Here is a 24,180-nt window from a genome sequence, read left to right as displayed (position 1 = left end):
TAAAGCGGCAGAGGTCGTCCCCAAGGCTAAAGGCAAGCTGAAGGTGCAGATGGATGAACTCTGGTCCTTTGTCGATCACAAAGGCAACAAGCCGTGGGTCTGGGTGGTGATGGATGCGGATACCCGAGAGATTATCGGCTGCCATATTGGCGACCGCTCTCGGGAATCCGCGATGGCCCTATGGCAGTCCATCCCAGCGGTCTACCGCCAGTGTGCCAAGGTCTACACCGACTATTGGGAGGCTTACGTCACTGTGATTCCGCAGCGGAGGTAGTCCTATTTCGTACAGGCTAGAGAATAATCAGGCGACCCTAGAGACCTTACGGCAGTAGATTGCTGTTTTTGGCTGTTTTTTCTCTGACCCGTAGATTAATGCACTACCGACGACGGATTTTGGCAACGCCAGCAGCCTTGATCATGAGGTGGGGGATCGGGCCGAAGCCGCCGTTAAACAAGCCACCCGCCACGTTGCGAATCTTGTGGGCGCGACCCCCAGAGATATTATCTTCACCTCCGGGGCTAAGGCACAATCAACGCTCTAACCCCCTCTCCCGTTTTGGGCTACTAAGTACACACATCTTGCTTTCGCCGCAAGTCCTTGGAGATCCCCCTAAATCCCCCTTAAAAAGGGGGACTTTGACTCCGGTTCCCCCCTTTTTAAGGGGGGCTAGGGGGGCTCGATTCCCTGTATCGTCTACGTTAAGGACTTATGTGTACTTAGTAGCCCGTTTTGGGAGAGGGGCTGGGGGTGAGGGCAAACCCCGCGTGGCCATCTCCACCGTAGAGCACAAAGCTGTCCTCGATACTTGCGAAGCCCTCCATAGGCAAGGGCAGATTGATGATGATCCCGATTCCCGTCGATACCCAGGCCTGTCTTGACCTAGATCAACTCGAACAAGCCTGTGCCAGCGGCCTTCATCTGCTGTGCACCATGGCCGCCAACGACGAGGTCGGCACTCTCTACCCCATCGAAACCATTGCCGCCATCGCCCAGCGCTACCAGGTGCCTTTGCTCTGCGATGCCTGCCAAGCCGTCGGCAAAGTTCCTATCCGCTTCAACGAGTGGGGCATGACCATGCTGGCCCTGTCGGCCCATAAACTCTATGGCCCCCAGGGCGTAGGGGCACTGGTGGTTCAGCGAGGGCATCGATTAGCGCCCTTGCTCTACGGTGGTGGCCAGCAAAGGGGATTGCGCCCCGGCACCCTGAATCTTCCAGGCATTGTGGGGTTAGGCGAAGCCTGTCGGCTGCGAATGGCCGAGATGGCGGTGGATGAGGTCGAAATTGGACGAAAGCGCGATCACCTCCAAGCCCTCCTCCAATCCCAAATTCCCGACCTGGTCATCAACGGCGACCTGCACAACCGCCTAGCCGGAAACCTACACATTGCCATCCCCGGCATCCCCAACAGCGCCATGATGGCCAGACTGCGGCACCAGATCGCCATCTCGACCGGATCGGCCTGCTCCTCTGGGGTTGAAGCTCCCTCCCACGTCTTAAGGGCGATGAATTTGCCAGCGCCTTTAATAGACGGCTCACTCCGGATCGGATTGGGCAAATTTACGACCGCATCAGACCTCGCCCAAGCCTCTGATCATATCAGCCGTGCCGTTTTGGCGATCTCTCGGCTACGGTGAGAAGGCTGGCGGCGACAGTGCCTTGTTGCTTACCCCTGGCTATCACGTTTTCGGGGCTTGATTGGGAGGCTTGTCGCTTACCTTAAAGCCCTGCGGCTTCTAAAAACCCTTGCATCTCACCCCAGGAAAGCCCTTGGTGCAGGTAACGAGGCTGATCCGGGTTGTATGGCCCCGCCAGGATATCGATGGTTTCAATCTCGGCCCCGTCTGGAATCACGGGCACATCGGGATCAAAGGCGGTGGGCCGCACCAGAGAACTGGAAAAGCCGCGAAAAATCAGGATTTCATCCATGTCGCCAGCCACCCTCGCCTGAACCCTCAGCACCGCCTGGGGATGTTTTAGGGTGTATTGTTCGAGGCGAAAACCGAGGGACATGGGAGTGGGGAGTGGGGAGTGGGGAGTGGGGAGTGGGGAGTAACGATCCTGTAGACGTAGCCTCAGTTCATGGCTTGGCGACCCTGTTTGCCCAGGCGCACAAACACAAACCAGGCCAGACAGAGCAGGTAGATAATCAGGCCCAGGATGCCAAAGAAACCAAGGAAGCCGTTGGTGTAGTCGGCGTGGAGGTAAGCCTTATAGAGCAAGGGCGGTTCTAGCCAAACCTGACAATCGGCGGCGGCAAAGCGGGAATTGGAGAAGGCACAGGGCAGGAAGGGAATCAACAGGGCCGCACCCAGAAGGTTGTAGATCGTCACGGCCCAGCGCCATGCGGAGAAGGTAAACTTGAGCGAAGAACTGGGCTGTTCGCGGATTTCTTCGTTGAGATCCACCCAGAACCAGAGGCTCGTGGGAATCAGCACGCGGGCCATGAGGGCGCTGAGGAAGCTGATACTAAAGCCACCGATCATGAGATATACGGTGATCATGAGTAGACTGGCCACCTTCCAATAAATCGTGGTGAGGCGCTGGATGGATTCGTTTTTTTGGACAAAGGCCCAAAGCAACAAAGCCAGGGGCAAAAATACCGTAAACAGCACCGCCAGACGGTAATCTAGCCAAACCACGGCGCGAAGCAGAGAGGGGTCGATCATAAAGAAGTTTCAAGACTAGGGGCAATAAAGGGTGTCGCGGGTGTCGCGTCCGGTGACGGGGTTGGTGCCTTTGGCCACGTCGCAGAGCATGGCGTTGACCTTGGGGGCCAGCAGCACATCGGTGAAGTCGGCCCCGTCGATGGTGGCTCCCCGAAAATCGGTGCCAAAGGCGTAGGCTCCTTCCAGGATGGCGTTGGTGAGGTTGGTCTGGACAAACCTAGCCCCATCGAGGGTAGCCCCGGTCATATCGGATCCCTCCATATTGGCGCGGGAGAGGGTGGTATCGAACAGGCGCACCCCACGCAGATTGGTGTGGCTGAGGTCGGCTTCGGCCAGGTCGGCACGGGTGTAGTCGTTGCCGCGCAGGTCTTGGTTGGAGAGGTCGGTCATCCGCAGGTTTTGGCGATCAAAACTGGCAGCGTGGGCAGGGCTGATCCAGGCCAAACTGGCCACTACCACGAGGGCCAGGACAATAACAAGACGAGACAGGCGTAGATAACTCACCATAGATTCCGCAGGGCGTAGACAACGGCTCCGAAGACTCTGTAATCGACGGAGGCTGTAACTCAAACCTATTCAATCATAATCCGGTTCAGGGCATGGGCTAGGGGGGGGATAAATTGGGAACCTCGGAGGGTGGGATGGCCAGGGTGGGCGGTTGATGCGGGGCGGGGGCGCTATGCTGGGGGCGATGTGCAGGTTCCAGGATCATGGGGATTTCTTTGTGCCGTTGCCAGCGCTGGCTCCAATACCTGGGTTTGGGGTTAGCCCTATCGCTGTGGAGCGTGGGGCTGGGCTGGGCTGGGTTTGCCCTAGCCCAGGAAGCGCCTCCAGAGACGGCCTCGGTGTTTTTGGACAGCATCTTTTTGTTTGAGGTGCCGGGATCGGCGGAACTGACGGCCTCGGAGCGGGCGGCGGCGATTGGGACCAACCTTGCGCCCCTGCTGGAACTGGATACCCAACCCAATGTGCGGATTCAAAGCCGAACTGGGGATAAGGCGGGCAATCCGGTGATCTTTGTGGACGACCGCTACATCATGACCGTCACCCAGGCCGATGCTGACCTGAATCCGGCCAAGACCCCCGTAGAGCAGGCACAGATCTGGGTGGAAATCCTCAACCAAGGGCTGGCCCAGGCCCAGGCCGAGCGGCGGGGAGACTTTTGGATTACCGCCCTAGCCCGGTCGGCGGTGGCGGTGGCGGTGGCCCTGGCCATTCAGGCTGGGCTGGGCTGGCTGGGGCGGCGTTGGCTGTTGCCGCTGGTGGCTCGGTGGGGTGGTCGCACCGAGGAGGATGGCCGCAGAACTGGGCTAGGGCTCTTGCTACGCCTGATGTTTTTGGTAGTACAGGGGGCCGTGTGGTTTAGCGCCCTAACCTACATCGCCAACCTGTTTCCGCTCACCCGACGGTTTAGCTATGTGGTGGGTCGTAGCCTAACGGAGGGGCTGTTGGCGCGAAGTTTGGTGCTGGGCAGTCGGGCCTATTCGTTGCTGGATTTGCTGTTGCTGTTGGCCGTCCTGATGGCCCTCGTGATTGCCGCCAATACAGTGACCAATCTACTGCGATCCCGGATCTTGAACGTTGCCGGAATTAGCTTGTCTGCCCAGGAGGCCATTGCCGTCCTCAGCAAATACACCCTGATGTTGCTGGGGGCCGTGGTGGTGTTGCAGATCTGGGGCATTGACCTCAGTTCCCTGGCCCTAATTGCCAGCGGCCTAGGAATTGGGATTGGCTTTGGTCTGCAAGGGTTGGTGAGGGATTTTGTCAGCGGGCTGGTGTTGGTGTTCGAGCGTCCGGTACAGGTAGGGGATTTTGTCGATTTTGGGGCGGTGAAGGGCACGGTAAACCGCATCGGATCCCGCAGTACCGAAATTCGTACCCTGGATCATGTGGCCATCATTGTGCCCAACTCGCGCCTGCTGGATCAGGAAATCATCAACTGGAGCCACGGCAACCCCGTTTCCCGGATTCGATTGCCCGTGGGGGTGGCCTATGCTTCGGACCCAACCCAGGTGAAACAGGTTTTGCTGGAGGCTTGTCGGCAAAGTGACGAAATCCTGATTACCCCCTTGCCCCAGGTGTTTTTCCTAGGCTTTGGCGATAATGCCCTGCGGTTTGAACTCCTGGTGTGGATCGCCCAGCCCCATCGGCAGTTGGTGATTAAGAGCGATCTGTACTTTGCCATCGAAGCACTGCTGCGCCAGCATCACATTGAAGTCCCCTTCCCCCAGCGCGACCTGCATCTGCGCACCGGATCCCTGCCCCTAGAATTTGGCCCCGATGCCCAGCAATGGCTCCAGCGCATGGCCCCCGACTCCGAGGATGGGCGGCAAGTCGGGCGTTAATGGGCAGAATATTACAGGGGTGCAAGGGAACGACGTCGGAAAGGTACAGATTTCTTGAAAAGAAAGAGCGCTTTTAGAAAAGTTAGCTAGAATTACGTCCGTAAATTAGAGAAAGACTAGGGCTCTCAGACCTTGGTCGCCCCCGTCACCGTGATGGTGTCGACTAAATAGCGTGGGATTTCTCTAGTGAGGAGTTTAGGGAGCGATTTTCTATGAAGCTAGCCTGGCCGAGTCACCGCCTCCACCGTTGGTCAAGGCGGCTCATATCCTTGGTATCCTTTGCCCTAGCAGCCTGTTTCTTAGCCATCAGTTTGGCAGTGCCTGTGGGTGCCGTTTCGCCGTCATCTTCCACCGAAACTGGGACCGTCTGGACATCCTCCTTCTCCGAGGATGCCCTGCTGGCCCAGGCGAATGTTCAGCGCGATGTTCTGGTATTCACCACGCCCACCTATGCGGTGCGGGTCTTTATCCCTGCCAATCAGACGGCGGCCAGAATGAACGTCTTCCGGCGCACCTCTCCCACGGAACTGGAACTCAACGCCCAGCCCGCCACCTTTCTAGGTGCTGTGTCTTCCGACGGATTTTTGACCTTTGAAAGCTTGGGGTCGCGCTATGGCCGCAACGTGCGCTTCCGGGCCAGCCACAACCGAGGTACCCGGCAGGCTCGCCTAGAAATTGTGGACGCCTCCAATAGTCAGATCATTTTCACCGAATTTGCGGGCGGCATCGATGCCCCCCAAATGCCTGAGGCCCCCGTCACCGGAGCCCTAGAGCGCAATACCCTCCTTGGTTTTGAAACCCAAAACTATGCGGTGCGGGTGTTCCGCGATCCAGCGGATAACCTTCGTAAGATGAACGTCTACTTCAAGCCAACGGCCACCACCGTCGTTAATGGCCAGGTTGCAACGGCAGAAACCTCCGGCACCATTCCGGGATATGAATGCTGGATTTCCTACTTTGGCGGCACTCAATTTAATGGCACAGCGGCCCGCTACCATGCGCGAGTCAATGCCGGGGGGCGTGCCGTTCTAGAGGTGATTGGCACCAATGGATCGTTACTGTTGTCGGAACCCCGGACTAACACGGTGCCGCTGACGGTAAATATTCCTACGGAAGACCGTCCAAGTTGCTTTGAGGGGGGAGGGGTTTCCAGTGGTTCCCTAGCCCCTTGGGTGGCTGGGGTCTTTGGCGACCAGCGTGACTTAGACTCAATTCGAGAGTTATTGAACCGTGATACCGCTACCCCTCGCCGTTTGGATACTTGCACCGTGTCCCCTCAGTTTGAGAATGCTCGTCAGGGGCAGTTTATCAATGCCGCTCAATGCACCGACCGGGGTCAAGCGGAGGCGATGGTCAGCTACCTCAGGAGTCAACGCTTTAATGCTCGGTTGATCTACCGCAACTTTATGTATCGCTAGGTTGCATCGAGAGAACATAGTAAAACCCCAGGTGATCGCAGATTACCTGGGGTTTTTACTGGCACCAACCGGAGGTTATTCCTCAGAATGGAACATCATCGGAAATCCGACTTGGTTGACCCTGCCTGGTATTTGCGGATGCCGCAACCTCGCTCCTACGGTTGGTCGATCTGGGCTTTGGGGCTGTCCCATTCGGATTGGGTATCAATAGCCCATGAGGTTATATTCCGTGATTTCAAGGGTGGCCTCGTGGGTGGAACCGTCGCTATAGTGGCCGATCCAAATGTCGTACTGACCCGATTCAGGATAGTCGAACATCACCATGGGGTTGGCCCCATTAAAGTCGTCGTTGCAATACCACTGGGAATCGGGCGCGTTGATGACGAGGGTGGTATCTGCCGCCGACTCGACGAGGAAACTGAGGGGATAGTTGCCCGCTTCATACTGCACCCGAAAGTCGGGCTGTTCAGCGGTAATAAACCCGGTGCAGCCTGGGCCTAGGCTCAAGCTGTTGACATCGGTACTGCCGCCAGCCAAGACATCCACGATGTAGGGATCGGGCTCAAACCCTGACCATAGGTCAATCTCTCCATAGAGAGGGGTACCGTCCCAATTCGGCCAAGCCTGGGCAATGACGGTGCCTGCCTTCAGACACCCAAGCCCGATGCCTAGACCTAAGAGCCCTAGAGCGGCGGTTTTTAATGGTGAAGAGAAATAGAGTTTCATGGTTCACACCTGTTGTAGCGATAGGGAGGTAGAGGACAAGGGAAGGATGAATCAGGGGTTGATGAATCAGGGGTTGATGGGATAGATGCCTAAGTATAAAAAGAGACCTATACTACTAATCCTAAAAAGCCCAATGGGCTTTGTCAGAAATTGTCACAGGTCTGTGGTGATATAGCGCAATTCTTCACAGAAATGACCGATATCCCTGAACTATCGCGACATCAGGGCCGGACTCCCCTGGATAAACGTGGCCTGTAATATATAGACGTGTGTAGAGGCTTGGGCTGAGGAGGTTGCCATGGCTAGGCAATCGGCTCCAACCAATCATGAGGTCTGTTTGATGGGTGGTGGCCCTTGAGTGACGGTGAACTGTTCCCCCAAGGGCGTGGCCCAACTCCTAGGCTATGGCTGATTGGCGGCACCAGCGAGGCCGTGACCTTAGCTGAGACACTGGTGCGGTTGGGGGTTCCCTGTCTGGTGACGGTGACGACGGCGGCGGCAAGGCGGGCCTATTCTAAGCGGCTTGGGTTGACGGTGCGGGTTGGGGCATTGGCCACGGATACCCTGGGGGACTTTATCCAAGCCCAGAGGATTGGCGCGATTCTTGATGCTTCCCATCCCTTTGCAGTAGAGATTTCCCAAGGCGCGATGGCCCAGGCTGTTGATCTAAAGCTTCCCTACTGGCGCTACGAGCGACCTCTATCCCAAGATGCTATCCCTGAACCCTCAGATCCCACGCCGTTAGAATGCACATCATCAGAAGATCGCACAAGATCGTGGCAACCGCTGTGGGTGCCGAATTTGGAAGCGGCCCTGACGGCGGAGGTTTTGGCTCAGCAGCGGGTGTTGTTAACTTTGGGCTATCGGTGGTTGTCGGCCTTCTTGCCCTGGCAGGATCGGGCGACGCTGTTTGCGCGGATTTTGCCCTCCCCGGTGGCGTTGGATGCGGCCCTAGCGGCGGGGTTTATCCCGGAACGGTTGATCGCCCTGCGTCCTCCCATTGGTGAAGCCCTGGAGCAGGCCCTTTGGCAACAGTGGGGCATAACCACGGTGATTACGAAAGCCTCTGGACAACCGGGGGGTGAGGACACCAAACGACGGGTGGCGGAGCGGTTGGGGGTGTCGCTGGTGGTGATTGAACGGCCTCGGTTGGTCTATCCAGCGGTGAGTCACAGTCTAGAGGAGATGGTGGCTTGGTGTGGTCAATGGTGGCAGGGGCAAAAACGACGCGCCACTTTGTAATTCATCCGTTAGAATATCCGCAAGTTTTTTCAGGAGGGGTGTTTCTCGACCTCAAAACCCCGCTGCACCTTAGTCCACGAGGGCATTGATCGGCGCACGAACGGGGTTTTCACTTATGCGCTACTATGGGCTATCGCTCATTGCCAGTGGAACGGGCATGGCAGGTTTCCTTGGCTGGGCCGTGAGGAGTATCGTGGGCTAACGTGTTAACCCAAAGCTGCTAATCCAAGTCCATTTAAATCCGTAGACCTTTCGGTGGAGTCAGGCAGGGGGTACCCTAGGGAAGCTCTATCGATCTGGGGTTGCTTTCTACCGTCATTCAGCATTGTTGATTCGTTTTGGCTAAGTCGTCCATGACCTCTGTTCCCATGTCGTCGGGTTCGTCACCATCCTTTGACCTCACTGGCAGCACCGGATTGCCAGAGGCTCCGCCTGTGTTTGCCCTCAAGGAGTTGGTGGCGCGGCTACAGCGCGAGCAGTACAAAATTCAAGATTTGCTCAGTTCCCTGGGGTTTGCCCTCCGCAGCCTCAACAACCTAAACCAGTTTTTAGAACTGATTCCCATGATTGCCAGCCGCGTCACCGATGCGGGGGGTGGGGCGCTGGTGTTGTTTCGGGCCGATGGTCAGGTGCGTTTAGAACGGCTCCATTGCCAGAGCGAAGATCATTGTCAGAATGTGCGCTCGGCCCTGGAAGCGGCCACCCGCCAGGTAACCGCCAGTTTGCAGCCCACCGCCGATACCAGCATTACCACCATGGCCCGCAACGCCATGGTTTCCCTCGATCACCAGGTGAACCGCTACCTGGGGGACGAGTTTCAACTTTTCGGCACCGCCATCATTGTTCAGAATGTGGAGCGGGGGCGACTCTACGTCTTTAGCCGCGACCCCGACTACGCCTGGACAGAAACCCGCCAAAAGCTGGTGCGTCTGGTGGCCGACCAAACCTCCGTGGCCATCGAAAACAACGAGCTAACCGTGGCCCTACGCAAAAAAGAGCGCCTGGATCGGGAAATGGAAATTGGGGCGGAAATTCAACTCCAACTGTTGCCCCGCCAGTGCCCCACCATTGCCGGAATGGATTTGGCCGCCAAATGCAAAACCGCCCAGCGCGTCGGCGGCGACTACTACGACTTCATCCCCACCACCTACGACCAATTGCGCTATCCCGGATCGGATCTGTCGGCGGCGGCTCCGTGGAGCTTGGCCATTGGCGATGTGATGGGAAAGGGGGTGCCCGCCGGGTTGATTATGACCATGATGCGCGGCATGTTGCGGGCGGAGGTGCTGAACGGCCATTCTCCGGCCCAAATTTTGCAAAACCTCAACTTTGTGATGCACAGCGATCTGGAAAACTCCAACCGCTTCGTCACCCTGTTCTACGCCGAGTATGACCCCACCCGTCGCCTATTGGCCTACGGCAATGCGGCCCACAATCCGCCCTTTTTGTGGAAAGCGGCCACCGGAACCATGACCCGCCTCGACACCGTGGGAATGCTGCTGGGGCTGGACATGACGACCCAATACTACGAAGCCGACCTGGAACTCCAGCCGGGGGACACCGTGATCTTCTACACCGATGGCTTCACGGAGGCGGCCAACGCTCGCGGGGAACGGTTTGAGGAGGAAAACCTGGAACGCGCCCTGCAATGGGCCTGCCGCAACTGCGCCACCGCCGATGACATCCTCAACTACACCTTCGATCTGCTGAACCGCTTTATTGGTGGCGACCGCAGTAACGACGACGACATGACCCTCGTGGTGATGCGGGTGAAACCCGACGCCGCCTAATGGGCACGGGTCTAAGGAACAGCCTGATTGGGCCTAGGAGACTAGCCGGACTGGTCTGGGGGGGGTACCTGGGAATAGGCCTGGGAATGGGCCTGGGAATGGGCCTAGCGGTCGCGCCAAGCCAAGCCCAGACCCCCGATCTCCCTCAGCCCCAGGGGTCTACCGTCGATCTCCGCCGCTACGACCTTCTCCAGACCTACGATCTAGGCACCCTTGCCCTCACGCAAACGGGGGTAGAGCCAGCATGGGCCACCATGCCCGTGTCGCTAACGGGGGTGATCGGCCTACCCGCTGGGGATGGCCCCGTGCCCTGGGTGGTGCTGCTCCACGGTCGCCACGGGGGATGCCACTTTGCGCTGAATCGTCCCAGTCAATGGCCCTGCGATGACCCGGCCTACGACCAAGGCTTGGCCTACTTGGCTCAGGGGCTAGTCGAAGCGGGATTTGGGGTAATCGTGCCTAACCTCAACGCCGCCTTTTCTGCCACCTATGGGGCCATCCCCGAATGGCGCAACACCCTGGCGGATCAGCGCAGTCAGGCGATTATCGACGCCCACCTGACCCACCTTGCTACCGCCCATCGGGGCGAAGATTCCGGCTTTGGGGCGAATCTAACGGATCAGATCACCGACCGGGTGGACTGGGAACGCCTGGGGATGCTGGGCCATTCCATGGGGGGCGGGGCGGCAGCGTTGAATGCCCTCACTCGGCAAGCTCGAAACCGTCCGACCCAGATTACCAACGGCCTTGGCCCCGTTGCGGCGTTGCTTCTGGTGGCCCCCACCCGCAGCCAACCCCTGGCCCAGTGGGACGATATTTACCAACTGCCCGACGTGCCCACGGCCATCCTGCTAGGCGGCTGTGATCGCGACATCACCGACTTTAGCAGTCTCTACTACGCCGAAACCGCTGTCCAGAATCCAGATCGACAAACCCCCGTGGCGGTGGTGATGGCCCTGGGGGCCAACCACAACTTTTTTAATGCCGCCGTTCGCGAAGACGACTACTACCGCCGCCCCGACCACGCCGCCCTGTGTAATCCCCAGCAATCCCGCCAGCGCCTCTCGCGTGTGGCCCAAGAAACCTGGCTAACGGAATACAGCCAAGCCTTTTTTACCGCGATGTTTGATGCTGAATCCTTTCCTGACACAAACCTAGCCCTCGCGGCCCAGCAACCCGCCCCTGCCCAGATCGCCCAGGTGCCCGTAATCACCCATTTAGTCTGGCCAGAAACCCAGCGACACCGACTGTTTACGGCCTTAGAGGTCGCCGCCAACTGGCAAACAGATACTCACCCTAATTATGCAGCCAGCGCCGATCTGAGGACGACCCTTTGCCCCACGTTCGCTCCCTGCGGCAACCTACCTCGGCCCCAGCCCCAATTCCCTAGCCTGCTACGGTTGCGGTGGAATACCCCCACCGAATTTCTACGCTTCCCCATTCCCAATCAGGATTTCCGGGATTTTAGCGCCCTTCAGATCCGCCTCGCTGCCGACCCCAGCCACCCTCACCCCAGTTTTGCCGTTGTCCTGCGCGATCAAGCTGGACGAGCGGCCCGTGTGGAAATTCCGCCCAGTACTCCCGCCCTCTACACCTTCGATGCCCCCAACCGCCCCGCCGCCCTGCCCATTTACCCTACCTCGGTACGGATACCCCTAGCCCAGTTTCAGGGGGTGGATCTCTCCGCCCTCGCCAGCCTAGACCTCATTTTCGACACCGCCCCCCAAGGCACCCTCTATCTGTCTGCCCTAGAACTCTTGAGACAACATCCTCGTTGAGCGTTTCCTGTCCGTAGACAGGTTTTACACAATGTCTTGGATTTTCTTACTGATAGGATTTTGGTGAGGAACAGCCTTAGGAAGTATAAACTTTTGAAATACAAATCCAAACTTTTAATAGGATTTATAGCTTAAAACGGTTTGCATATTCTAGATTTAAGTTACCCCAATAGAGGGGAAACCTGAACTGTCTCGTGGTTACGTTAGCCACTTGCAACAGAATTCACATTCTGCCCAGCTTATTGTGTTTAAACCAGGGTGAGTCCAGGGTTAACGGTGTAACTTTTGGGTTTTAGGAGTGATGAATGATGAAACGGTCTTTACAAAAATCTGTTTTGCCATCCTTGGTGGTCATAGCTGGGAGCCTTGGGCTAACAGCGCCTCCTGCGGTGGGGCAGCTTTCGGCCCTACCACCGCTACACTGTGTCTCTAGTTGTTTTGTGCCCCTAGATGGCATTGCCGTCCCTGGTTTGGAGGTTGTGCCCTGGACAGATCCCCGTGCTACCACCTTTCTCAATAACTTTGGCACATCACTACCATCGGAGTCGCAAATTAGGCCGTTGATCGATTCGTTGGGAATAAATGCCATTACCCAGGCGATTCAGTCCAACGTTAACGATCCCGCGTTAGTGAATAGCTTTGGGCAAATTCTTGTCACCCTAGCAAGCTCGACCCCTAATCTAGCCGCATTGCAACAACCGGAGGCGAATTTCATTGCATGGCTGCAAGCTAACGTTAGCTCTGGCGGCAGCAATTCAGCCATTCTGGAGGCGCTAGCAAATACTGGATCGGTGGAATTTGCGAGGGCGGTCGCGGCGGTCTTGGTGACGCTCTCTCCAGAGGAACTCGCGGCGATTGACGCCTCGCCCCAGGCCTTGCAAGCGTTCCTCAATTCTTTGCCACCTCAGACACCTGCGGCCCAAGTATCCCTGAGCCAACGCAGTCAAGAAACCATCTATGGATATCTCCTGGGTCGTGCCCAACTGCGTGACCGCCTACGGAATGCGACACGCACGGTTTCGCCAACGGATACCCTTGATCTCTCTGGCCTGAACCTCCAGGGGTTGCCCACGACCGACACGATGAATCCCCATTGGGTGGCCCAAACTCCCGCTAATGGGGTGTTAAGTGATGCCCTTCGGTCTGAGGTTGCAGCCTATCAGATGGCCTATGCGGCGGCGGATTTATTTAAAGCTGAAGCTTCAGGCCGTGAGTCTGAAATCAGCCCTATCACCCAGGACTCGGACATCAACTTGGCATCAGTAAATCGTCCTTGGTCGGCGTTTATTTCTGGAGATATGGCCTGGGGAAATGCGCAAGGAACTCCCGATTTTGACGTTAATAATTACGTTATTATGGCGGGGGCTAACTACACCTTTAATCCGAACTTTTTTCTAGGCGGAGCCGTTGCCTATAGCACCGGAAGTCAGCGAAATAATATGTCTACGGCAGAGGCCGACAGTGTATCTCTCAACCTGTATGGCACAGGCCAGTATGGGACTGGAGGCTACACCACAGGATTTTTAAGTTATGGTTTTGATAACTTCAACAGTCGCCGCACGATTTTGAGCCCTGGAGGAAATCTTGAAGCCACGGGATCGACCAGCGGCAACCAATTTAACGTTGGGCTAGAAACGGGCTGGGTATTTTTGGAAGGTGGGTTTTTCCTCCAGCCCTCGCTGGGTTTGCGCTATACCAGCAACCACGTCAATGGCTATACCGAAACGGGGGCTGGCCCATGGTCTACGGTGATAGACCGTTACAACACCAACTCCACCTTGGCCAACCTGGGCTTTGATGTGGCCTACCCCATTGCCATGGGAGATCGGTACATTCTGCCCTTTGTGGGGGTTGGGCTCAATCACCGTTTGGGCTACTCCGCTCCCGTGGTGACGGCCCGCTTTGTGGGCGGTGGGGGGAGTTTTATGACCTCCGTGGCCGATGTGGATTACACCTGGTTTGATATCTCCGCTGGCGTGAGCGCAGAACTGAGCCGTAACACGGTGGGTCAAATCATTTTCCGCACGGATCTTGGTCGGTTTGATAGCAGTATCTACAACTTCTCCATCAACCTCCGTCACGATTTCTAGCGTCATCACGATTTCTAGTGTCATCACGATTTCTAAAAGAACGGCTAGAATTCGCTCGTCCCATCCCAAACCGCTACCTTGCCCGCATCGCAGGATAGCGGTTCTACGATCACGGGGTGATTCCAGGAGGCTACGGCGACCCGACGTTTCCCTGGCTCCTTACCCCGGCAGTCGGGCCAATAACCGCTGTACCCGCACCTTGGCCAGCACGTAGTAGGGCAATTGGTAATGTTCGGCGATGATCCAGCCCACCATGGCGGTGTGGGCGAGCAGGGTGATGCTGGCCCACACCAGCGACCAATGGCCCTGATCGGCTTCATCCAGGGGTGGGAACACATAGCCGCCTAGGACGACCAACCCAGCGGGAAACAGGATCAGGGCAAGGCCCACAATCCATAGCGTGAGGGTGAGGTCGGCGGCGGGGTGATGGAGGGGTTGCCAACGCCAGCCCTGCCAGCGCCAGCCCATGGGTTGTATGCCATCTACCAGGTGAACGGTTTGTTGATCCAGGTTGGCTTCGAGGATGTGGCGACAAAAATTACAGGCGTAGGCATCCATCAGGGCCATGGCCTCGATTTGCCCATGGCGGCAGACGGGGCATTCGTAGCTGGCCCCTCCCTCCAGGGTGAGGATTCGGGATTGTCGAGGGGCTGCGTTGAAGAACGGTCGCGGAAATTTAGCCATGTCGATGCTTTGCTGACTGCTAACTCATGACCAACGGTATTCTACCAAGCCCTTTCTGTGGTGGCTGCTATGCCGATGACAGTCTTTTCTCCGGCATTTCTCAGCCAAATCGGTTCTAATAGGGCATAGTTCCTTTGAAACTGTGCCGTTTTGTCGCGAGTTTGCCCATGGTTGCCTCTCCCCCCTCTGTGTCTGCCGTTTCCACCGCATCCGCTGCTCCTGGCGTGACGCCCTTTAATCAGCGGCTTGGCCAACCCCTCACCAAGCGGCCCATTACGGTGCTGCAAATTAACCTGGGGCGGCGCTGCAACCTGGCCTGTACCCATTGCCATGTGGAGGCGGGGCCAAAGCGCACGGAGGAACTCTCGGAAATGGTGTGCGACCAGTTGGTTGAGGTGATTCGCCGCTATCCGCAACTGGCCACGGTGGATTTGACCGGGGGCGCACCAGAGATGAACTACGGCTTTCGGCCCTTGGTGGAAGCGGCGCGGGCGGTGGGTAAAACCGTGATGGTGCGAACCAATTTGACCATTTTCTTTGAACCGGGCTATGGCGACCTGCCGGAATATTTCGCCCGCCATCAGCTTCAGGTGGTGGCCTCGCTGCCCTGCTACCTGGAAAAAAACGTCAACCAGCAGCGGGGGATCGGGGTCTACGATGCCTCCATCCGCGCTTTGCAGTGGCTCAACCAACTGGGCTATGGGCAAAATCCCAACCTGCGGCTAGATTTGGTCTACAATCCTCCCGTGCCCCGCTCCGCCGAGTTTTCCCTCACCCCCTCCCAGGCCAAGCTAGAGGCAGACTATCGCGCCTATCTGCAAACCCACTTTGGCATTGCCTTCAACCAGCTCTATACCCTCACCAACCTGCCCATTGGCCGCGTTAAACAAGCGCTGATGACCCAGGATCTCCATGGGCCCTACCTGACATTTTTGTCGCAACACCACAACCCCGCCACCGTGGCCAACCTGATGTGCCGTAACCAGCTTTCCGTGGACTACCTAGGCCACCTCTACGACTGCGACTTTAACCAAATGGAGGGGGTGCCCTGCCGCCTACCCAATGGCCAACCCTTCACCGTCGCGGATTTACTCACCGAGGCGGGGCTGGATCAGCTTCAAACGGTGCAAACTCGGCCCTATTGCTATGGCTGCACGGCGGGCAGCGGATCTAGCTGTGGCGGAGCGCTGGTGGAGAGGTGATTTTTGTTCATAATTTTGTTCACAATATGGCCGTAGGGGATTTTTTGCGGCCAGCAACTCGCCCATAATCTCCTTTCAAGGATCATACGTTTAGAGACCAGTGCCAGGTAGGGCGGTGCCGGGGCGGCGGAACAGGTAGGCGTCAAAAACCGTTACATTGGCTTTCCGGGCGGGCTTGCTAGGATAGTCTGTGTCTAAGTCTGGCTGGAAGGGTAGCCTGGTTGGGACAACCCTGTTCGGGCTGGATTTGGCATAGCAGACGCAATTTATCCCTCGTTTTACGAATTTCCTATGGATATCAAACTGGTTTTGGCGGTTTTGACGGGGCTTTTCGTGGTGGCCACCCTATTCTTTGGCACCAAAAACGGCTTCTACGACACCGACAGCTACCACGGCAACGGGTCGGCCCACTAGGGGGTGATGGTGGCAACGATGGGGCTTAGGCATCGGGAGCCGTGAGTGAACTATCCTGTTTTGCCTTTGGGGTAGGCCACGGTGGCGAGGGTGTGTGCCTGGAGGTCAATCTAGGGCCACGGCGGGTTTTGCTGGACTGTGGCCTCTCCACCATGGCCCCTCTAGAGTCGGCGCGGGAACGGGTGGAGCGGGCCGACTTGTTGCTGTGCAGCCACGCCCACAGTGATCATGCCCGTGGTCTGCTGGATTTTCATCGCGCCTTTCCCCAGGTGCCCATCTACGGCAGCGAGGTGACGGCCCAATTGTTGCCGCTGAACTGGTTGGATCGGCCCGACGAGGTGCCCCCCCATCTGTGTCAGGCCTTGCCCTGGAACACGCCGCTTCAACTCACGGACGACCTCACCCTGCAACTGTGGCCAGCGGGGCATTTGCCCGGTGCCGCCTGTGTGCTGTTGACCTACACCACGCCCCAGCGCCTCTACACCTTGTTCTATGCGGGGGATTTTTTCATTTCCAATTCCCGCCTGGTAGATGGGTTGCCCCTGGAAGCCCTGCGGGGGCTGCGGCCCGACGTGCTGATGATTGAAGGAACCGCTGGCACCGCTCGCCATCCCCATCGGCGGCAGCAGGAAAATCAACTAGCCCAAACCATCTACGACCGACTCCAGGCGGGGCGTTCCGTCCTGTTGCCCGTGCCCACCCTCGGCCAGGGGCAGGAATTGGTGATGCTGTTGCGCAGTCACCACCAGTTTACGGGTAAGGATGTGACGGTGTGGGTGGATGCCACGGTGGCGGAGGGATGCGACCGCTATCTAGAACTGTTGCCCTACCTGCCCAGCAGTGTGCAAAACTTTGCCCGCCACCAGCCCCTGTTTTGGGATGAACGGGTGCGGCCCCGCATTCGGCGGCTGGCCCCTGGGGAAATGCCCACCGGATCGGCCCCCGCCATTGTGTTGGGCTATCGCGAGGCCGACCTCAGCCGCTATTGCCAAGCGTCGGATCAGTCCTGGACGGTGCTGCTACCCGAAGCCTTTGCCGCCCACCTGGCCACAGCGGCCCTGTCCCCCGCCGCCGACCCCGGATCCACCCTGGCCTGGTTGCAAACCCTCGCCCCCGATCTCGACACCGACCGCGTGCAGCTTGAGACCTACCTGCTCACCACCCACAGCGACGCCGTGGGCACCACCCAACTGATCCATAACCTGCGCCCCCAGCATGTGGCCTTTGTCCATGGCCCCCCCAACCACCTGGCCGACCTGGCGGGCCTAGAGGAACTGCACACCCGCTACCAGCTTCACCTGCCCTCGGTGGGGAAACGGGTGGAATTTCCCATCGGCGACCGTTTTTTGCAGCCCGCCGCCCCCGACCCCCTGTTTGAGGGGGAAATCACCGCCGTCGATGACAGCGTCTTGCTGCTACTGCCCGACCGCCTCATCGCCGACCCCCGCTGGCGTACCTTGGCCGATACCGGACTAATCCAAGCCCGCTGGCAGGGCGACGAACTGGTAATCAAAGGACTGACCCAGCGTGATTTGTTACGACAACTGGATCCAGAGGATCGCCCCGAACAACCCGATAGCTGCCAACGCTGCCGCCATTTCCAGGGCGGACGCTGCCGGAGTAACGCTTCCCCACTCTATGGGATGCAGGTCAGCCCCGATGGCCACTGTACCGCCTTTGCCCATCGCCCCGCTCCTGATCGCTCCACCACCACAGACGACCCAGAGGACGAAGCCTTCGCCTAGCGTCCCTAAAGAGAGCCGTAGCCACTGTAGCGTGGGCACTGCCCACCATCAGAGAAGCCCACATTCAAATATGAAGCGCATCCATAGACGGGCGACTACGCGATTTAAGGACTTTCTACCGGGGCACGTAGGGCGGGCAGCAGGTATAGCGCCCCAGAGACCAAGGTTAGGGCCACCGCTAGCCAAAAGAGGATCTGGCTGGGCAGCACAAACGCCTCCGGTAGGGGCGCGATTAGGGCCGTAATTGCGATAATTTGCACCACAGTTTTAGCCTTGCCCCAGAGGTTGGCCCCCGGCACACCACCGCTTTGCATAGCCGGATTCACGCGCCATCCAGCAATGGTGATCTCGCGGGCCAGAATCAAAAATACCCCCCAGGCGGGCACAAGATTCATCTCCACCAGCACCAGCAGCGGGGCCAACACCAGCAGCTTATCCACCAGCGGGTCGAGGAATTTGCCCAGTTCCGTCACCTGGTTCAGTTTGCGGGCTAGGTAGCCATCCAACCAGTCCGTTCCCGCCGCCAGCAGAAAAATCCCCGCCGCAATCCACCGTTCGTAGGGGGTGGGCTGGGTGAGCAACATCAAAATCAACGGCACCCCCAACAGGCGCGACACGGTGATCCAGGTGGGTAGGTTCATGGCACAGGGAAAACACAGGTAGAAGCATTATCGCCCACGCCGTAGGGCCACACCGCCGTGCGCCCATGACTCTGGGTGGACGCACGGTAGGGACAAAGATTAAGAAAGGCCCAGGAATTGGCCGATAGCGGGAAACGGCTTGCCATGCTAAAACTTACGTCGTACGTATTGGGACTGAATGGGTTTGGCAAAAACACAGCGGGAAACTTGCATTACCCTGGCCCACGGCAGCGGCGGCAAGGCCATGGCCGATTTGGTGGCCGAGGTGTTTGTGCGTCGGTTCGATAATGCCCTGCTGGCCCCGCTCAACGACCAGGCGGTGATGGATTGGCCGGGGGGAAGACTGGCCCTGACGACGGATTCCTACGTGGTAGATCCGCTCTTTTTCCCTGGCAGTAACATTGGGGCCTTGGCGGTAAACGGTACCGTCAACGACCTGGCCGTGGGAGGCGCAACCCCCCTCTACCTCACCTGCGGCTTCATTTTGGAAGAAGGGTTGCCGATAGAAACCCTGCGGCGGGTGGTGGAAAGCATGGCCCAGGCGGCGACGGCGGCGGGGGTGCAGATCGTCACCGGGGATACCAAGGTGGTGCCCAGGGGCAGCGCCGACAAGCTGTTTATCAACACCGCTGGGGTGGGCTGCGTACCGGAGGGCATTTCGCCCTCAGCGGATCGGCTGCAATCGGGGGATGTGGTGCTGGTGAACGGTTTTTTGGGCGATCACGGCGCGGCAATTACCGTGGCGCGGGCGGACTTGGCCCTGGAAAGCCCCATCGAAAGCGACTGCCAACCCCTCAATGGTCTGGTCTCAGAGATTCTGAAGGTCTGCCCCCAGGTGCGAGCCATGCGCGATGCCACTCGCGGCGGATTGGCTACCGTCTTGAACGAATTCGCCCTCAGTTCCCAGGTGGGGATTCGCTTGCAGGAAAGCGCCCTGCCCGTGCGGCCTGCGGTGCAAGGTCTGTGCGAACTGCTGGGCTTCGACCCGCTCTACCTGGCTAACGAAGGCAAGCTAGTGGTGGTGGTGCCACCGGATCAGGCCGAAGGGGTTCTCGCCGCCATGCGTTCCCACCCCGCCGGAACCGATAGTCACATTATCGGCGAAGTGGTGGCCGAGCCCGTGGGCTTTGTGCTGCTCAAAACCGCCTTCGGCAGCGACCGCATCCTCGACCGCCTAGTGGGGGATCAGCTTCCCCGCATTTGTTAACATGCCCGACGGTGCGGGACGATTACCTAGCGACTAACGGCTCCCAACCGCCGAATGGGAACCCTTTCGCTGGCGATCAGTTCGGTACCTCGGAGGGCGGCTTTCTCGACCTCAAACAGTCCCCCGGCCAGGATCTCAATGTCGCCAATCAGGCCTGCCGAGCGGCCACAGGTGTAGTTCAGGCGCTTGCCATCAAAGGCCAAGGTCGCCCCTTCCCCAGCATGGCGACAGACGGTGCCATCGGCCAGCACAATTTCAGCAATTAAAAATCGAATATCCTCGCTCTCAATGATGGCGTCGCGGTCAAAATTTTCTCGCCCTTCCCGATCCACCGTCATGTAGGTGCCGTCAATGCGCACCTCACCCCGCAATCCCCGGCCATCGCCGCAATCGTAGGTGATGGGGTCACCCAGATCGCGCTGGCGGGGGGCTGGCCCCACATAGGTGCAAAGGCGCTGATCGGGTAGCCGAATCTGAGCCGCCGAAGCGGTGGGGACTGAGGCTAGGGCCGTAAAGGGGGGGAGCATCGCACCTAACCAGGCTACTCCGCTGGCTAAGGTGAGCCCTGTAAGAATTGATAGCCTGTCTCTTTTCATGGCTTAGATCGTCTCTCAATAACGCAAAAAGTACAGCAAAAGCTGTTTTGACCCTAATCCAGGCAAGGTGGCAAGCACAAGTCAGCTAAGTGTTCTATCTCGCCCCTTTCCGTGGTCTTACCCTCGTGGCAGAGGATACCGTTGCGCTTTAATACAAGCTTTAACGCCTCTTTATGGGCTTTTTGTGCTTTCTTGCCGCCAACCGGGCATTCTAAAGGTATACATTTCGTAGCCCCCGATACAAAAATTAAGGTTGCGTCCTAGCTCCCTATCGCGACCCATGGGCCAAGGACGATATACGGCAAGCCATCTTCCTCTGACTTGAGAGTTAAACCGTTATGGTGTCATCTACTTCCCGCCGTTCCCCGCAAAACATCGAGCCCTGCGTTTCGGAGGCCATTCGCCAAGGGGTGCTAAAACGTCGCGACCACCTCAAGCTAACGACCGCTCTACTCAGCAGCCAACTCTCTGCCGAAGATCGTCAACAGATTAACCAGGTGTTTGACTTGGTCCGGACGGGCCACATCCACCTAGTCGATTGAGGTTTGGATCACATCCGACACCATCCCCCCCATATCCAACCCGCCCAACGGTAGGGGCAAGGTGCCTTGACTTAATCTTGGCTGCCCGTCCCTAAGGGGGTGGGCAGTTTGGCCCTTGGTATAGCACCTCCATCGGCAACCAGTAAACAGTGGGACTAGACTCATCAGGGTTGGCGGCTTCGCTAAAGTTTTGTTGGGCAGCGAGGGCGAGGGCGGCGGCATCCAAATCATCGTAGCCCGTAGTGGCGAGTAGGCGAGGGGCACGGGAGATCTGACCATCACTGCCCACAATGATCTCCAGACGGCCTGGGGCAGGCGGAATCGGCAGACAGACCGTTCCCTCATAGGGGACTTGTAGCCTAGGGAGTTCCTTGCGGGCGGGCAGGGGCGGGTCTGGATGAAACCCTTCCCAGTTTTGGGCAAGGTACCAGGTCAGAAAGTCGCGGGTATCGGTGACTAACTCGGCGGCTTTGTTGTTATGAACCAGGCCAGGGGGAGTTGGCTCTGGCTCTGAGGGGTCAGGATCTGGTTCTGATGGGTTGGGTTCCGAGGGATAGGGTTCTGCGGGTTCCGGCGCTTCTGAAGATGCGGGTTCTGATGGGTCGGGGGCTAACGCTCCTGACTGCAAGGGTTCGGTTTCAAAGGGTCGTGGATCGGTTAGCGTTGCCGACGGTTCTGAATCGGTAGCGGGCGATCTGGTGCGGGATTCATCAGTTGGCGCGGGTTTGGAGGGTGGGTCAGCAGCGGCAGGCTGGGGCAACCGCACCACATCAATGGTTGCAGTAGGGACTTCTGAACCTGGCGCGTCTAAAGCCAATTTTTCTGTAGTGGGTTCTTCGACCATGGGAATTTGCAGCACCGCCCAGTGCAACCCCAACGAAAAGGCCACACATAAACCGCTCCCCTGCAACCAGGGTGACCATCGCGGTGTTTTCTGTTGCTGGCGAAGTGCCATGGGGTCCACCTCAAGCGATGGAGCTTGAGCCAGTAAACCTCTCTACGCTGCCACACATTTTTGCCTTTGTTAGCCGCAAACAGACAATTTCTTAATTGTCGTAACTTACCATAGGGCTAAGTAAAAAGGCTTATACCAAGGATGGTCAGGGGTAATGCGCAAAGACGATCTGACACTGCTTGTATCGAGCGTTCTTTTGGTTTTAACCGCCGCATTGTTAATTATTTTCGAGCCCCGTGTGTCATTATCTCCGCAAGGGAGGCCGCCTGTTGTGTCTAGCCAACTCTTGACCGATCCGTTTTTGCAGTTTCCTACCGATAATTCGGTGCGGGTGGTTTGGTTTACCGAGTTCCCAGGCCACGAGCATACCGTTCGCTGGGGGCAACCGGGGCAAACGCCAGAAAATGCCACTGGGAATTTGCCCAACCAAGCCGTAGCGGTCACCACCCGCCTAAGCCGCACCCGCGAGGATGAAAAGTCTCACATTGATCACCCCGATTTTCAAGACTTAACGCTCTCGGTGCCTCGCCCCATTTGGCGGCACGAAGCCCTGGTGGGAAACCTTGCCCCTGGACAGCGATTCCCCTATAAAGTTGCCAGCCGGACTGACGATGGCACCCTGATCGAAAGCCGTATTTTCACCCTGGCACCTGCTCCCCAGCCCGGTCAGCCGATGAAGGTTCTGCTCACCTCCGATCATCAGAGTATGCCGATGACGGCAGCCAACCTACAGAAGGTGAAGGAAACCATCGGCCAGGTGGATGCTGTATTTGTGGCGGGGGATCTAGTCAATATTCCAGACCGAGCCTCGGAATGGTTTGACGATAGTCGGGGTTGCGCCTTCTTTTCCTGCCTCCAGGGTTTGGGAGACTTTGCCCTGGAGCGTAACGGCAGAACGGTACGGTACCAGGGAGGGGAACTAATTCAACATGCCCCCCTATTTCCCGCCTTGGGCAACCACGAAGTGATGGGACGCTTTTCCCAAACAGCACCGTTGAACGATCAGTTTAACGACCCCATCCCCAGGGCAGAAGCCATGAAAATGTACAATGCCCAAGCCGAGTTATTTAACCCCAGCGGCGATGATGCGATTCGTCGCCGCTGGGTGATCAACAACTCGTTTAACTCAGACACCTACGAGGAAATCTTTTCCCTGCCCCTGAGCCAGGTCCCCAACCCCAACCGTCCCGAAGAAACCTCTCGCTACTACGCCATTACCCTAGGGGATATTCGTCTAATATCCCTCTATGTCACCCAAATCTGGCGTAGTCCGGGGCTAGGCCCAGAGGTGCGGGGGCGTTTTCGAGAACGAGAAGCCGACCTGAACCTTCCCCAGAACTGGGGCTACGGGCAGCATATTTTTGAGCCCATCGAGCGGGGCAGCCTTCAGTACCAATGGCTGGAGCAAGAATTGGCCAGCGATGCCTTTCGCAACGCCAAGTACAAAGTAGTGATGCTGCACCATCCGCCCCACACCCTGGGGGACAACATTATGCCAGCGTTTACCAACCCCGTTGCCCAGTACGACCGTCGAGCAGACGGTAGCCTTAAAGCGGTGCGCTACGAATATCCTCTGGATGCCGACCACATTGCCCGCGACCTGGTGCCCCTACTAGAACAGGCCGGGGTAGACCTGGTCTTCTACGGTCACTCCCATGTGTGGAATCGTTTCCAGTCCTCCATCGGCACCCATTACCTTGAGACCTCTAATGTGGGCAACTCCTACGGTGCGTTCTGGAAAGAAGACGCTCGCCCCGTGCCCCCCGTCGAGGGCACGGACGAACTGGCAGGCTTTAACCCGGCCTACTATGTGGCCCAGGGAGATCCCAATGGCTTAGAGCCCATAACGCCGACCATTGCTCCCTTAATGGATGACAATGGGCAGCCCCTGCCCTATATCGCCAGTAACGACATTACCGCCTTCAGCATTTTGTTCACAGATACCGGAACCGTCAGCAGCTACTACTTCGATACCCGCCAACCCAACTCCACCGTCGTAAAATTTGATGAGTTCTCCCTAGAATTCGATGTGTATTGAGAGCGATGCGGCACGATTATCGTTGCCTGACCATGATCACTCCCAAACCATGGGTTATGTTTAGAGGGCGAATCCACGAATATCCCTCCCCTGACAGAT

General features: G+C 57.8%; 23 protein-coding genes. 15 read left to right on the top strand and 8 right to left on the bottom strand.

From position 1 onward, the window contains the following. The 3 genes from H6G62_RS06680 to H6G62_RS06670 form a co-directional block, all read left to right on the top strand. Nucleotides 1-274, top strand: a 274-nt coding sequence (locus H6G62_RS06680; RefSeq protein ID WP_206755637.1) for an IS1 family transposase, incomplete at its 5' end; no start/stop codon positions are given. 148 nt (nucleotides 275-422) lie between these two features. Further along, nucleotides 423-542 (top strand): hypothetical protein, encoded by a 120-nt coding sequence (locus H6G62_RS27705; RefSeq protein ID WP_347239301.1) that lies wholly within the window; start codon nucleotides 423-425, stop codon nucleotides 540-542. A gap of 296 nt (nucleotides 543-838) precedes the next feature. Next, nucleotides 839-1,636 carry an aminotransferase class V-fold PLP-dependent enzyme gene (locus H6G62_RS06670; protein WP_190493342.1) on the top strand — a complete coding sequence of 266 codons (798 nt, stop codon included), beginning with the start codon at nucleotides 839-841 and terminating at the stop codon, nucleotides 1,634-1,636. 82 nt (nucleotides 1,637-1,718) lie between these two features. On the opposite strand, the gene H6G62_RS06665 is transcribed toward H6G62_RS06670, so the two are convergent. The 3 genes from H6G62_RS06665 to H6G62_RS06655 all read right to left on the bottom strand — a co-directional run bounded on the left by H6G62_RS06665 (nucleotide 1,719) and on the right by H6G62_RS06655 (nucleotide 3,175). After that, nucleotides 1,719-2,012, bottom strand: coding sequence for a hypothetical protein (locus H6G62_RS06665; protein WP_190493331.1), 294 nt, complete (start codon nucleotides 2,010-2,012; stop codon nucleotides 1,719-1,721). Between the two features lie 62 nt (nucleotides 2,013-2,074). Next, complete coding sequence (locus tag H6G62_RS06660; RefSeq protein ID WP_190493330.1) at nucleotides 2,075-2,668, bottom strand: DUF3177 family protein; 594 nt, start codon at nucleotides 2,666-2,668, stop codon at nucleotides 2,075-2,077. Between the two features lie 15 nt (nucleotides 2,669-2,683). Further along, nucleotides 2,684-3,175: a pentapeptide repeat-containing protein gene (locus H6G62_RS06655; RefSeq protein WP_190493329.1), complete on the bottom strand. Its 492-nt coding sequence runs from the start codon at nucleotides 3,173-3,175 to the stop codon at nucleotides 2,684-2,686. Nucleotides 3,176-3,378: 203 nt separating this feature from the next. Between H6G62_RS06655 and H6G62_RS06650 the strand changes: the two genes are divergently transcribed. Continuing rightward, entirely contained in the window at nucleotides 3,379-5,013 is a 1,635-nt protein-coding gene (locus H6G62_RS06650) for a mechanosensitive ion channel domain-containing protein (RefSeq protein ID WP_199324792.1), read from the top strand. Nucleotides 5,014-5,225: 212 nt separating this feature from the next. Then, entirely contained in the window at nucleotides 5,226-6,431 is a 1,206-nt protein-coding gene (locus H6G62_RS06645; RefSeq protein ID WP_190493328.1) for a hypothetical protein, read from the top strand. A gap of 204 nt (nucleotides 6,432-6,635) precedes the next feature. Here H6G62_RS06645 and H6G62_RS06640 read toward each other — a convergent pair whose 3' ends face one another. Then, nucleotides 6,636-7,157 carry a hypothetical protein gene (locus H6G62_RS06640; protein WP_199324791.1) on the bottom strand — a complete coding sequence of 174 codons (522 nt, stop codon included), beginning with the start codon at nucleotides 7,155-7,157 and terminating at the stop codon, nucleotides 6,636-6,638. A 354-nt stretch (nucleotides 7,158-7,511) separates the two neighbouring features. Here H6G62_RS06640 and H6G62_RS06635 point away from each other — a divergent pair, with 354 nt between their 5' ends. The 4 genes from H6G62_RS06635 to H6G62_RS06620 all read left to right on the top strand — a co-directional run bounded on the left by H6G62_RS06635 (nucleotide 7,512) and on the right by H6G62_RS06620 (nucleotide 14,057). After that, a complete protein-coding gene (locus H6G62_RS06635) occupies nucleotides 7,512-8,399 on the top strand; it encodes a precorrin-6A/cobalt-precorrin-6A reductase (RefSeq protein WP_242051855.1) in 888 nt (295 codons plus the stop codon). Nucleotides 8,400-8,752: 353 nt separating this feature from the next. Beyond that, the gene (locus H6G62_RS06630; protein WP_190493327.1) at nucleotides 8,753-10,189 is read left to right on the top strand and encodes a PP2C family protein-serine/threonine phosphatase; all 1,437 of its coding nucleotides are present in this window, start codon (nucleotides 8,753-8,755) and stop codon (nucleotides 10,187-10,189) included. Between the two features lie 98 nt (nucleotides 10,190-10,287). Beyond that, nucleotides 10,288-11,967: a hypothetical protein gene (locus tag H6G62_RS06625; protein ID WP_190493326.1), complete on the top strand. Its 1,680-nt coding sequence runs from the start codon at nucleotides 10,288-10,290 to the stop codon at nucleotides 11,965-11,967. 305 nt (nucleotides 11,968-12,272) lie between these two features. Then, nucleotides 12,273-14,057, top strand: coding sequence for an autotransporter outer membrane beta-barrel domain-containing protein (locus H6G62_RS06620; RefSeq protein WP_190493325.1), 1,785 nt, complete (start codon nucleotides 12,273-12,275; stop codon nucleotides 14,055-14,057). A 159-nt stretch (nucleotides 14,058-14,216) separates the two neighbouring features. On the opposite strand, the gene H6G62_RS06615 is transcribed toward H6G62_RS06620, so the two are convergent. After that, a complete protein-coding gene (locus tag H6G62_RS06615; protein ID WP_199324790.1) occupies nucleotides 14,217-14,741 on the bottom strand; it encodes a DUF2396 family protein in 525 nt (174 codons plus the stop codon). Between the two features lie 167 nt (nucleotides 14,742-14,908). On the opposite strand from H6G62_RS06615, the gene arsS reads away from it, so the two are divergent. From arsS to H6G62_RS06605, 3 genes are all read left to right on the top strand, one after another. Further along, entirely contained in the window at nucleotides 14,909-15,943 is a 1,035-nt protein-coding gene (gene arsS, locus H6G62_RS06610; protein WP_190493324.1) for an arsenosugar biosynthesis radical SAM (seleno)protein ArsS, read from the top strand. 291 nt (nucleotides 15,944-16,234) lie between these two features. Continuing rightward, entirely contained in the window at nucleotides 16,235-16,357 is a 123-nt protein-coding gene (locus tag H6G62_RS28270) for a hypothetical protein (protein WP_263974869.1), read from the top strand. A gap of 41 nt (nucleotides 16,358-16,398) precedes the next feature. Beyond that, the gene (locus tag H6G62_RS06605) at nucleotides 16,399-18,102 is read left to right on the top strand and encodes an MBL fold metallo-hydrolase (protein WP_190493323.1); all 1,704 of its coding nucleotides are present in this window, start codon (nucleotides 16,399-16,401) and stop codon (nucleotides 18,100-18,102) included. Between the two features lie 104 nt (nucleotides 18,103-18,206). Here H6G62_RS06605 and pgsA read toward each other — a convergent pair whose 3' ends face one another. Further along, a complete protein-coding gene (gene pgsA / locus H6G62_RS06600) occupies nucleotides 18,207-18,743 on the bottom strand; it encodes a CDP-diacylglycerol--glycerol-3-phosphate 3-phosphatidyltransferase (protein ID WP_190493322.1) in 537 nt (178 codons plus the stop codon). Nucleotides 18,744-18,921: 178 nt separating this feature from the next. Here pgsA and hypE point away from each other — a divergent pair, with 178 nt between their 5' ends. Beyond that, a complete protein-coding gene (gene hypE / locus H6G62_RS06595; protein WP_190493321.1) occupies nucleotides 18,922-19,950 on the top strand; it encodes a hydrogenase expression/formation protein HypE in 1,029 nt (342 codons plus the stop codon). Between the two features lie 26 nt (nucleotides 19,951-19,976). Here hypE and H6G62_RS06590 read toward each other — a convergent pair whose 3' ends face one another. Beyond that, complete coding sequence (locus H6G62_RS06590; protein ID WP_190493320.1) at nucleotides 19,977-20,477, bottom strand: hypothetical protein; 501 nt, start codon at nucleotides 20,475-20,477, stop codon at nucleotides 19,977-19,979. A gap of 407 nt (nucleotides 20,478-20,884) precedes the next feature. On the opposite strand from H6G62_RS06590, the gene H6G62_RS06585 reads away from it, so the two are divergent. Beyond that, nucleotides 20,885-21,088, top strand: coding sequence for a hypothetical protein (locus tag H6G62_RS06585; RefSeq protein WP_190493319.1), 204 nt, complete (start codon nucleotides 20,885-20,887; stop codon nucleotides 21,086-21,088). Between the two features lie 91 nt (nucleotides 21,089-21,179). Here H6G62_RS06585 and H6G62_RS06580 read toward each other — a convergent pair whose 3' ends face one another. Beyond that, nucleotides 21,180-22,043 carry a hypothetical protein gene (locus H6G62_RS06580; RefSeq protein ID WP_190493318.1) on the bottom strand — a complete coding sequence of 288 codons (864 nt, stop codon included), beginning with the start codon at nucleotides 22,041-22,043 and terminating at the stop codon, nucleotides 21,180-21,182. Nucleotides 22,044-22,314: 271 nt separating this feature from the next. Between H6G62_RS06580 and H6G62_RS06575 the strand changes: the two genes are divergently transcribed. Continuing rightward, nucleotides 22,315-24,081, top strand: a complete 1,767-nt coding sequence (locus H6G62_RS06575) for a metallophosphoesterase (protein ID WP_347239300.1) — start codon at nucleotides 22,315-22,317, stop codon at nucleotides 24,079-24,081. Nucleotides 24,082-24,180: the final 99 nt, after the last annotated feature.

It is taken from the genome of Phormidium sp. FACHB-1136 (genome assembly GCF_014697375.1).
GTDB lineage: Bacteria > Cyanobacteriota > Cyanobacteriia > Phormidesmidales > Phormidesmidaceae > Nodosilinea.
This window is presented reverse-complemented; position numbering and strand designations above follow the sequence as displayed.

Coding starts and splice junctions, on each gene's coding strand:
- pgsA (WP_190493322.1), bottom strand. CDS start 18,743: ATGAACCTACCCACCTGGATCACCGTGTCGCGCCTGTTGGGGGTGCCG.
- H6G62_RS06645 (WP_190493328.1), top strand. CDS start 5,226: ATGAAGCTAGCCTGGCCGAGTCACCGCCTCCACCGTTGGTCAAGGCGG.
- H6G62_RS06615 (WP_199324790.1), bottom strand. CDS start 14,741: ATGGCTAAATTTCCGCGACCGTTCTTCAACGCAGCCCCTCGACAATCC.
- H6G62_RS06580 (WP_190493318.1), bottom strand. CDS start 22,043: ATGGCACTTCGCCAGCAACAGAAAACACCGCGATGGTCACCCTGGTTG.
- H6G62_RS06665 (WP_190493331.1), bottom strand. CDS start 2,012: ATGTCCCTCGGTTTTCGCCTCGAACAATACACCCTAAAACATCCCCAG.
- H6G62_RS06625 (WP_190493326.1), top strand. CDS start 10,288: ATGGGCCTAGCGGTCGCGCCAAGCCAAGCCCAGACCCCCGATCTCCCT.
- arsS (WP_190493324.1), top strand. CDS start 14,909: ATGGTTGCCTCTCCCCCCTCTGTGTCTGCCGTTTCCACCGCATCCGCT.
- H6G62_RS06655 (WP_190493329.1), bottom strand. CDS start 3,175: ATGGTGAGTTATCTACGCCTGTCTCGTCTTGTTATTGTCCTGGCCCTC.
- H6G62_RS06640 (WP_199324791.1), bottom strand. CDS start 7,157: ATGAAACTCTATTTCTCTTCACCATTAAAAACCGCCGCTCTAGGGCTC.
- H6G62_RS06585 (WP_190493319.1), top strand. CDS start 20,885: ATGGTGTCATCTACTTCCCGCCGTTCCCCGCAAAACATCGAGCCCTGC.
- H6G62_RS06670 (WP_190493342.1), top strand. CDS start 839: ATGATGATCCCGATTCCCGTCGATACCCAGGCCTGTCTTGACCTAGAT.
- H6G62_RS06660 (WP_190493330.1), bottom strand. CDS start 2,668: ATGATCGACCCCTCTCTGCTTCGCGCCGTGGTTTGGCTAGATTACCGT.
- H6G62_RS06590 (WP_190493320.1), bottom strand. CDS start 20,477: ATGCTCCCCCCCTTTACGGCCCTAGCCTCAGTCCCCACCGCTTCGGCG.
- hypE (WP_190493321.1), top strand. CDS start 18,922: ATGGGTTTGGCAAAAACACAGCGGGAAACTTGCATTACCCTGGCCCAC.
- H6G62_RS06650 (WP_199324792.1), top strand. CDS start 3,379: ATGGGGATTTCTTTGTGCCGTTGCCAGCGCTGGCTCCAATACCTGGGT.
- H6G62_RS28270 (WP_263974869.1), top strand. CDS start 16,235: ATGGATATCAAACTGGTTTTGGCGGTTTTGACGGGGCTTTTCGTGGTG.
- H6G62_RS06620 (WP_190493325.1), top strand. CDS start 12,273: ATGATGAAACGGTCTTTACAAAAATCTGTTTTGCCATCCTTGGTGGTC.
- H6G62_RS06630 (WP_190493327.1), top strand. CDS start 8,753: ATGACCTCTGTTCCCATGTCGTCGGGTTCGTCACCATCCTTTGACCTC.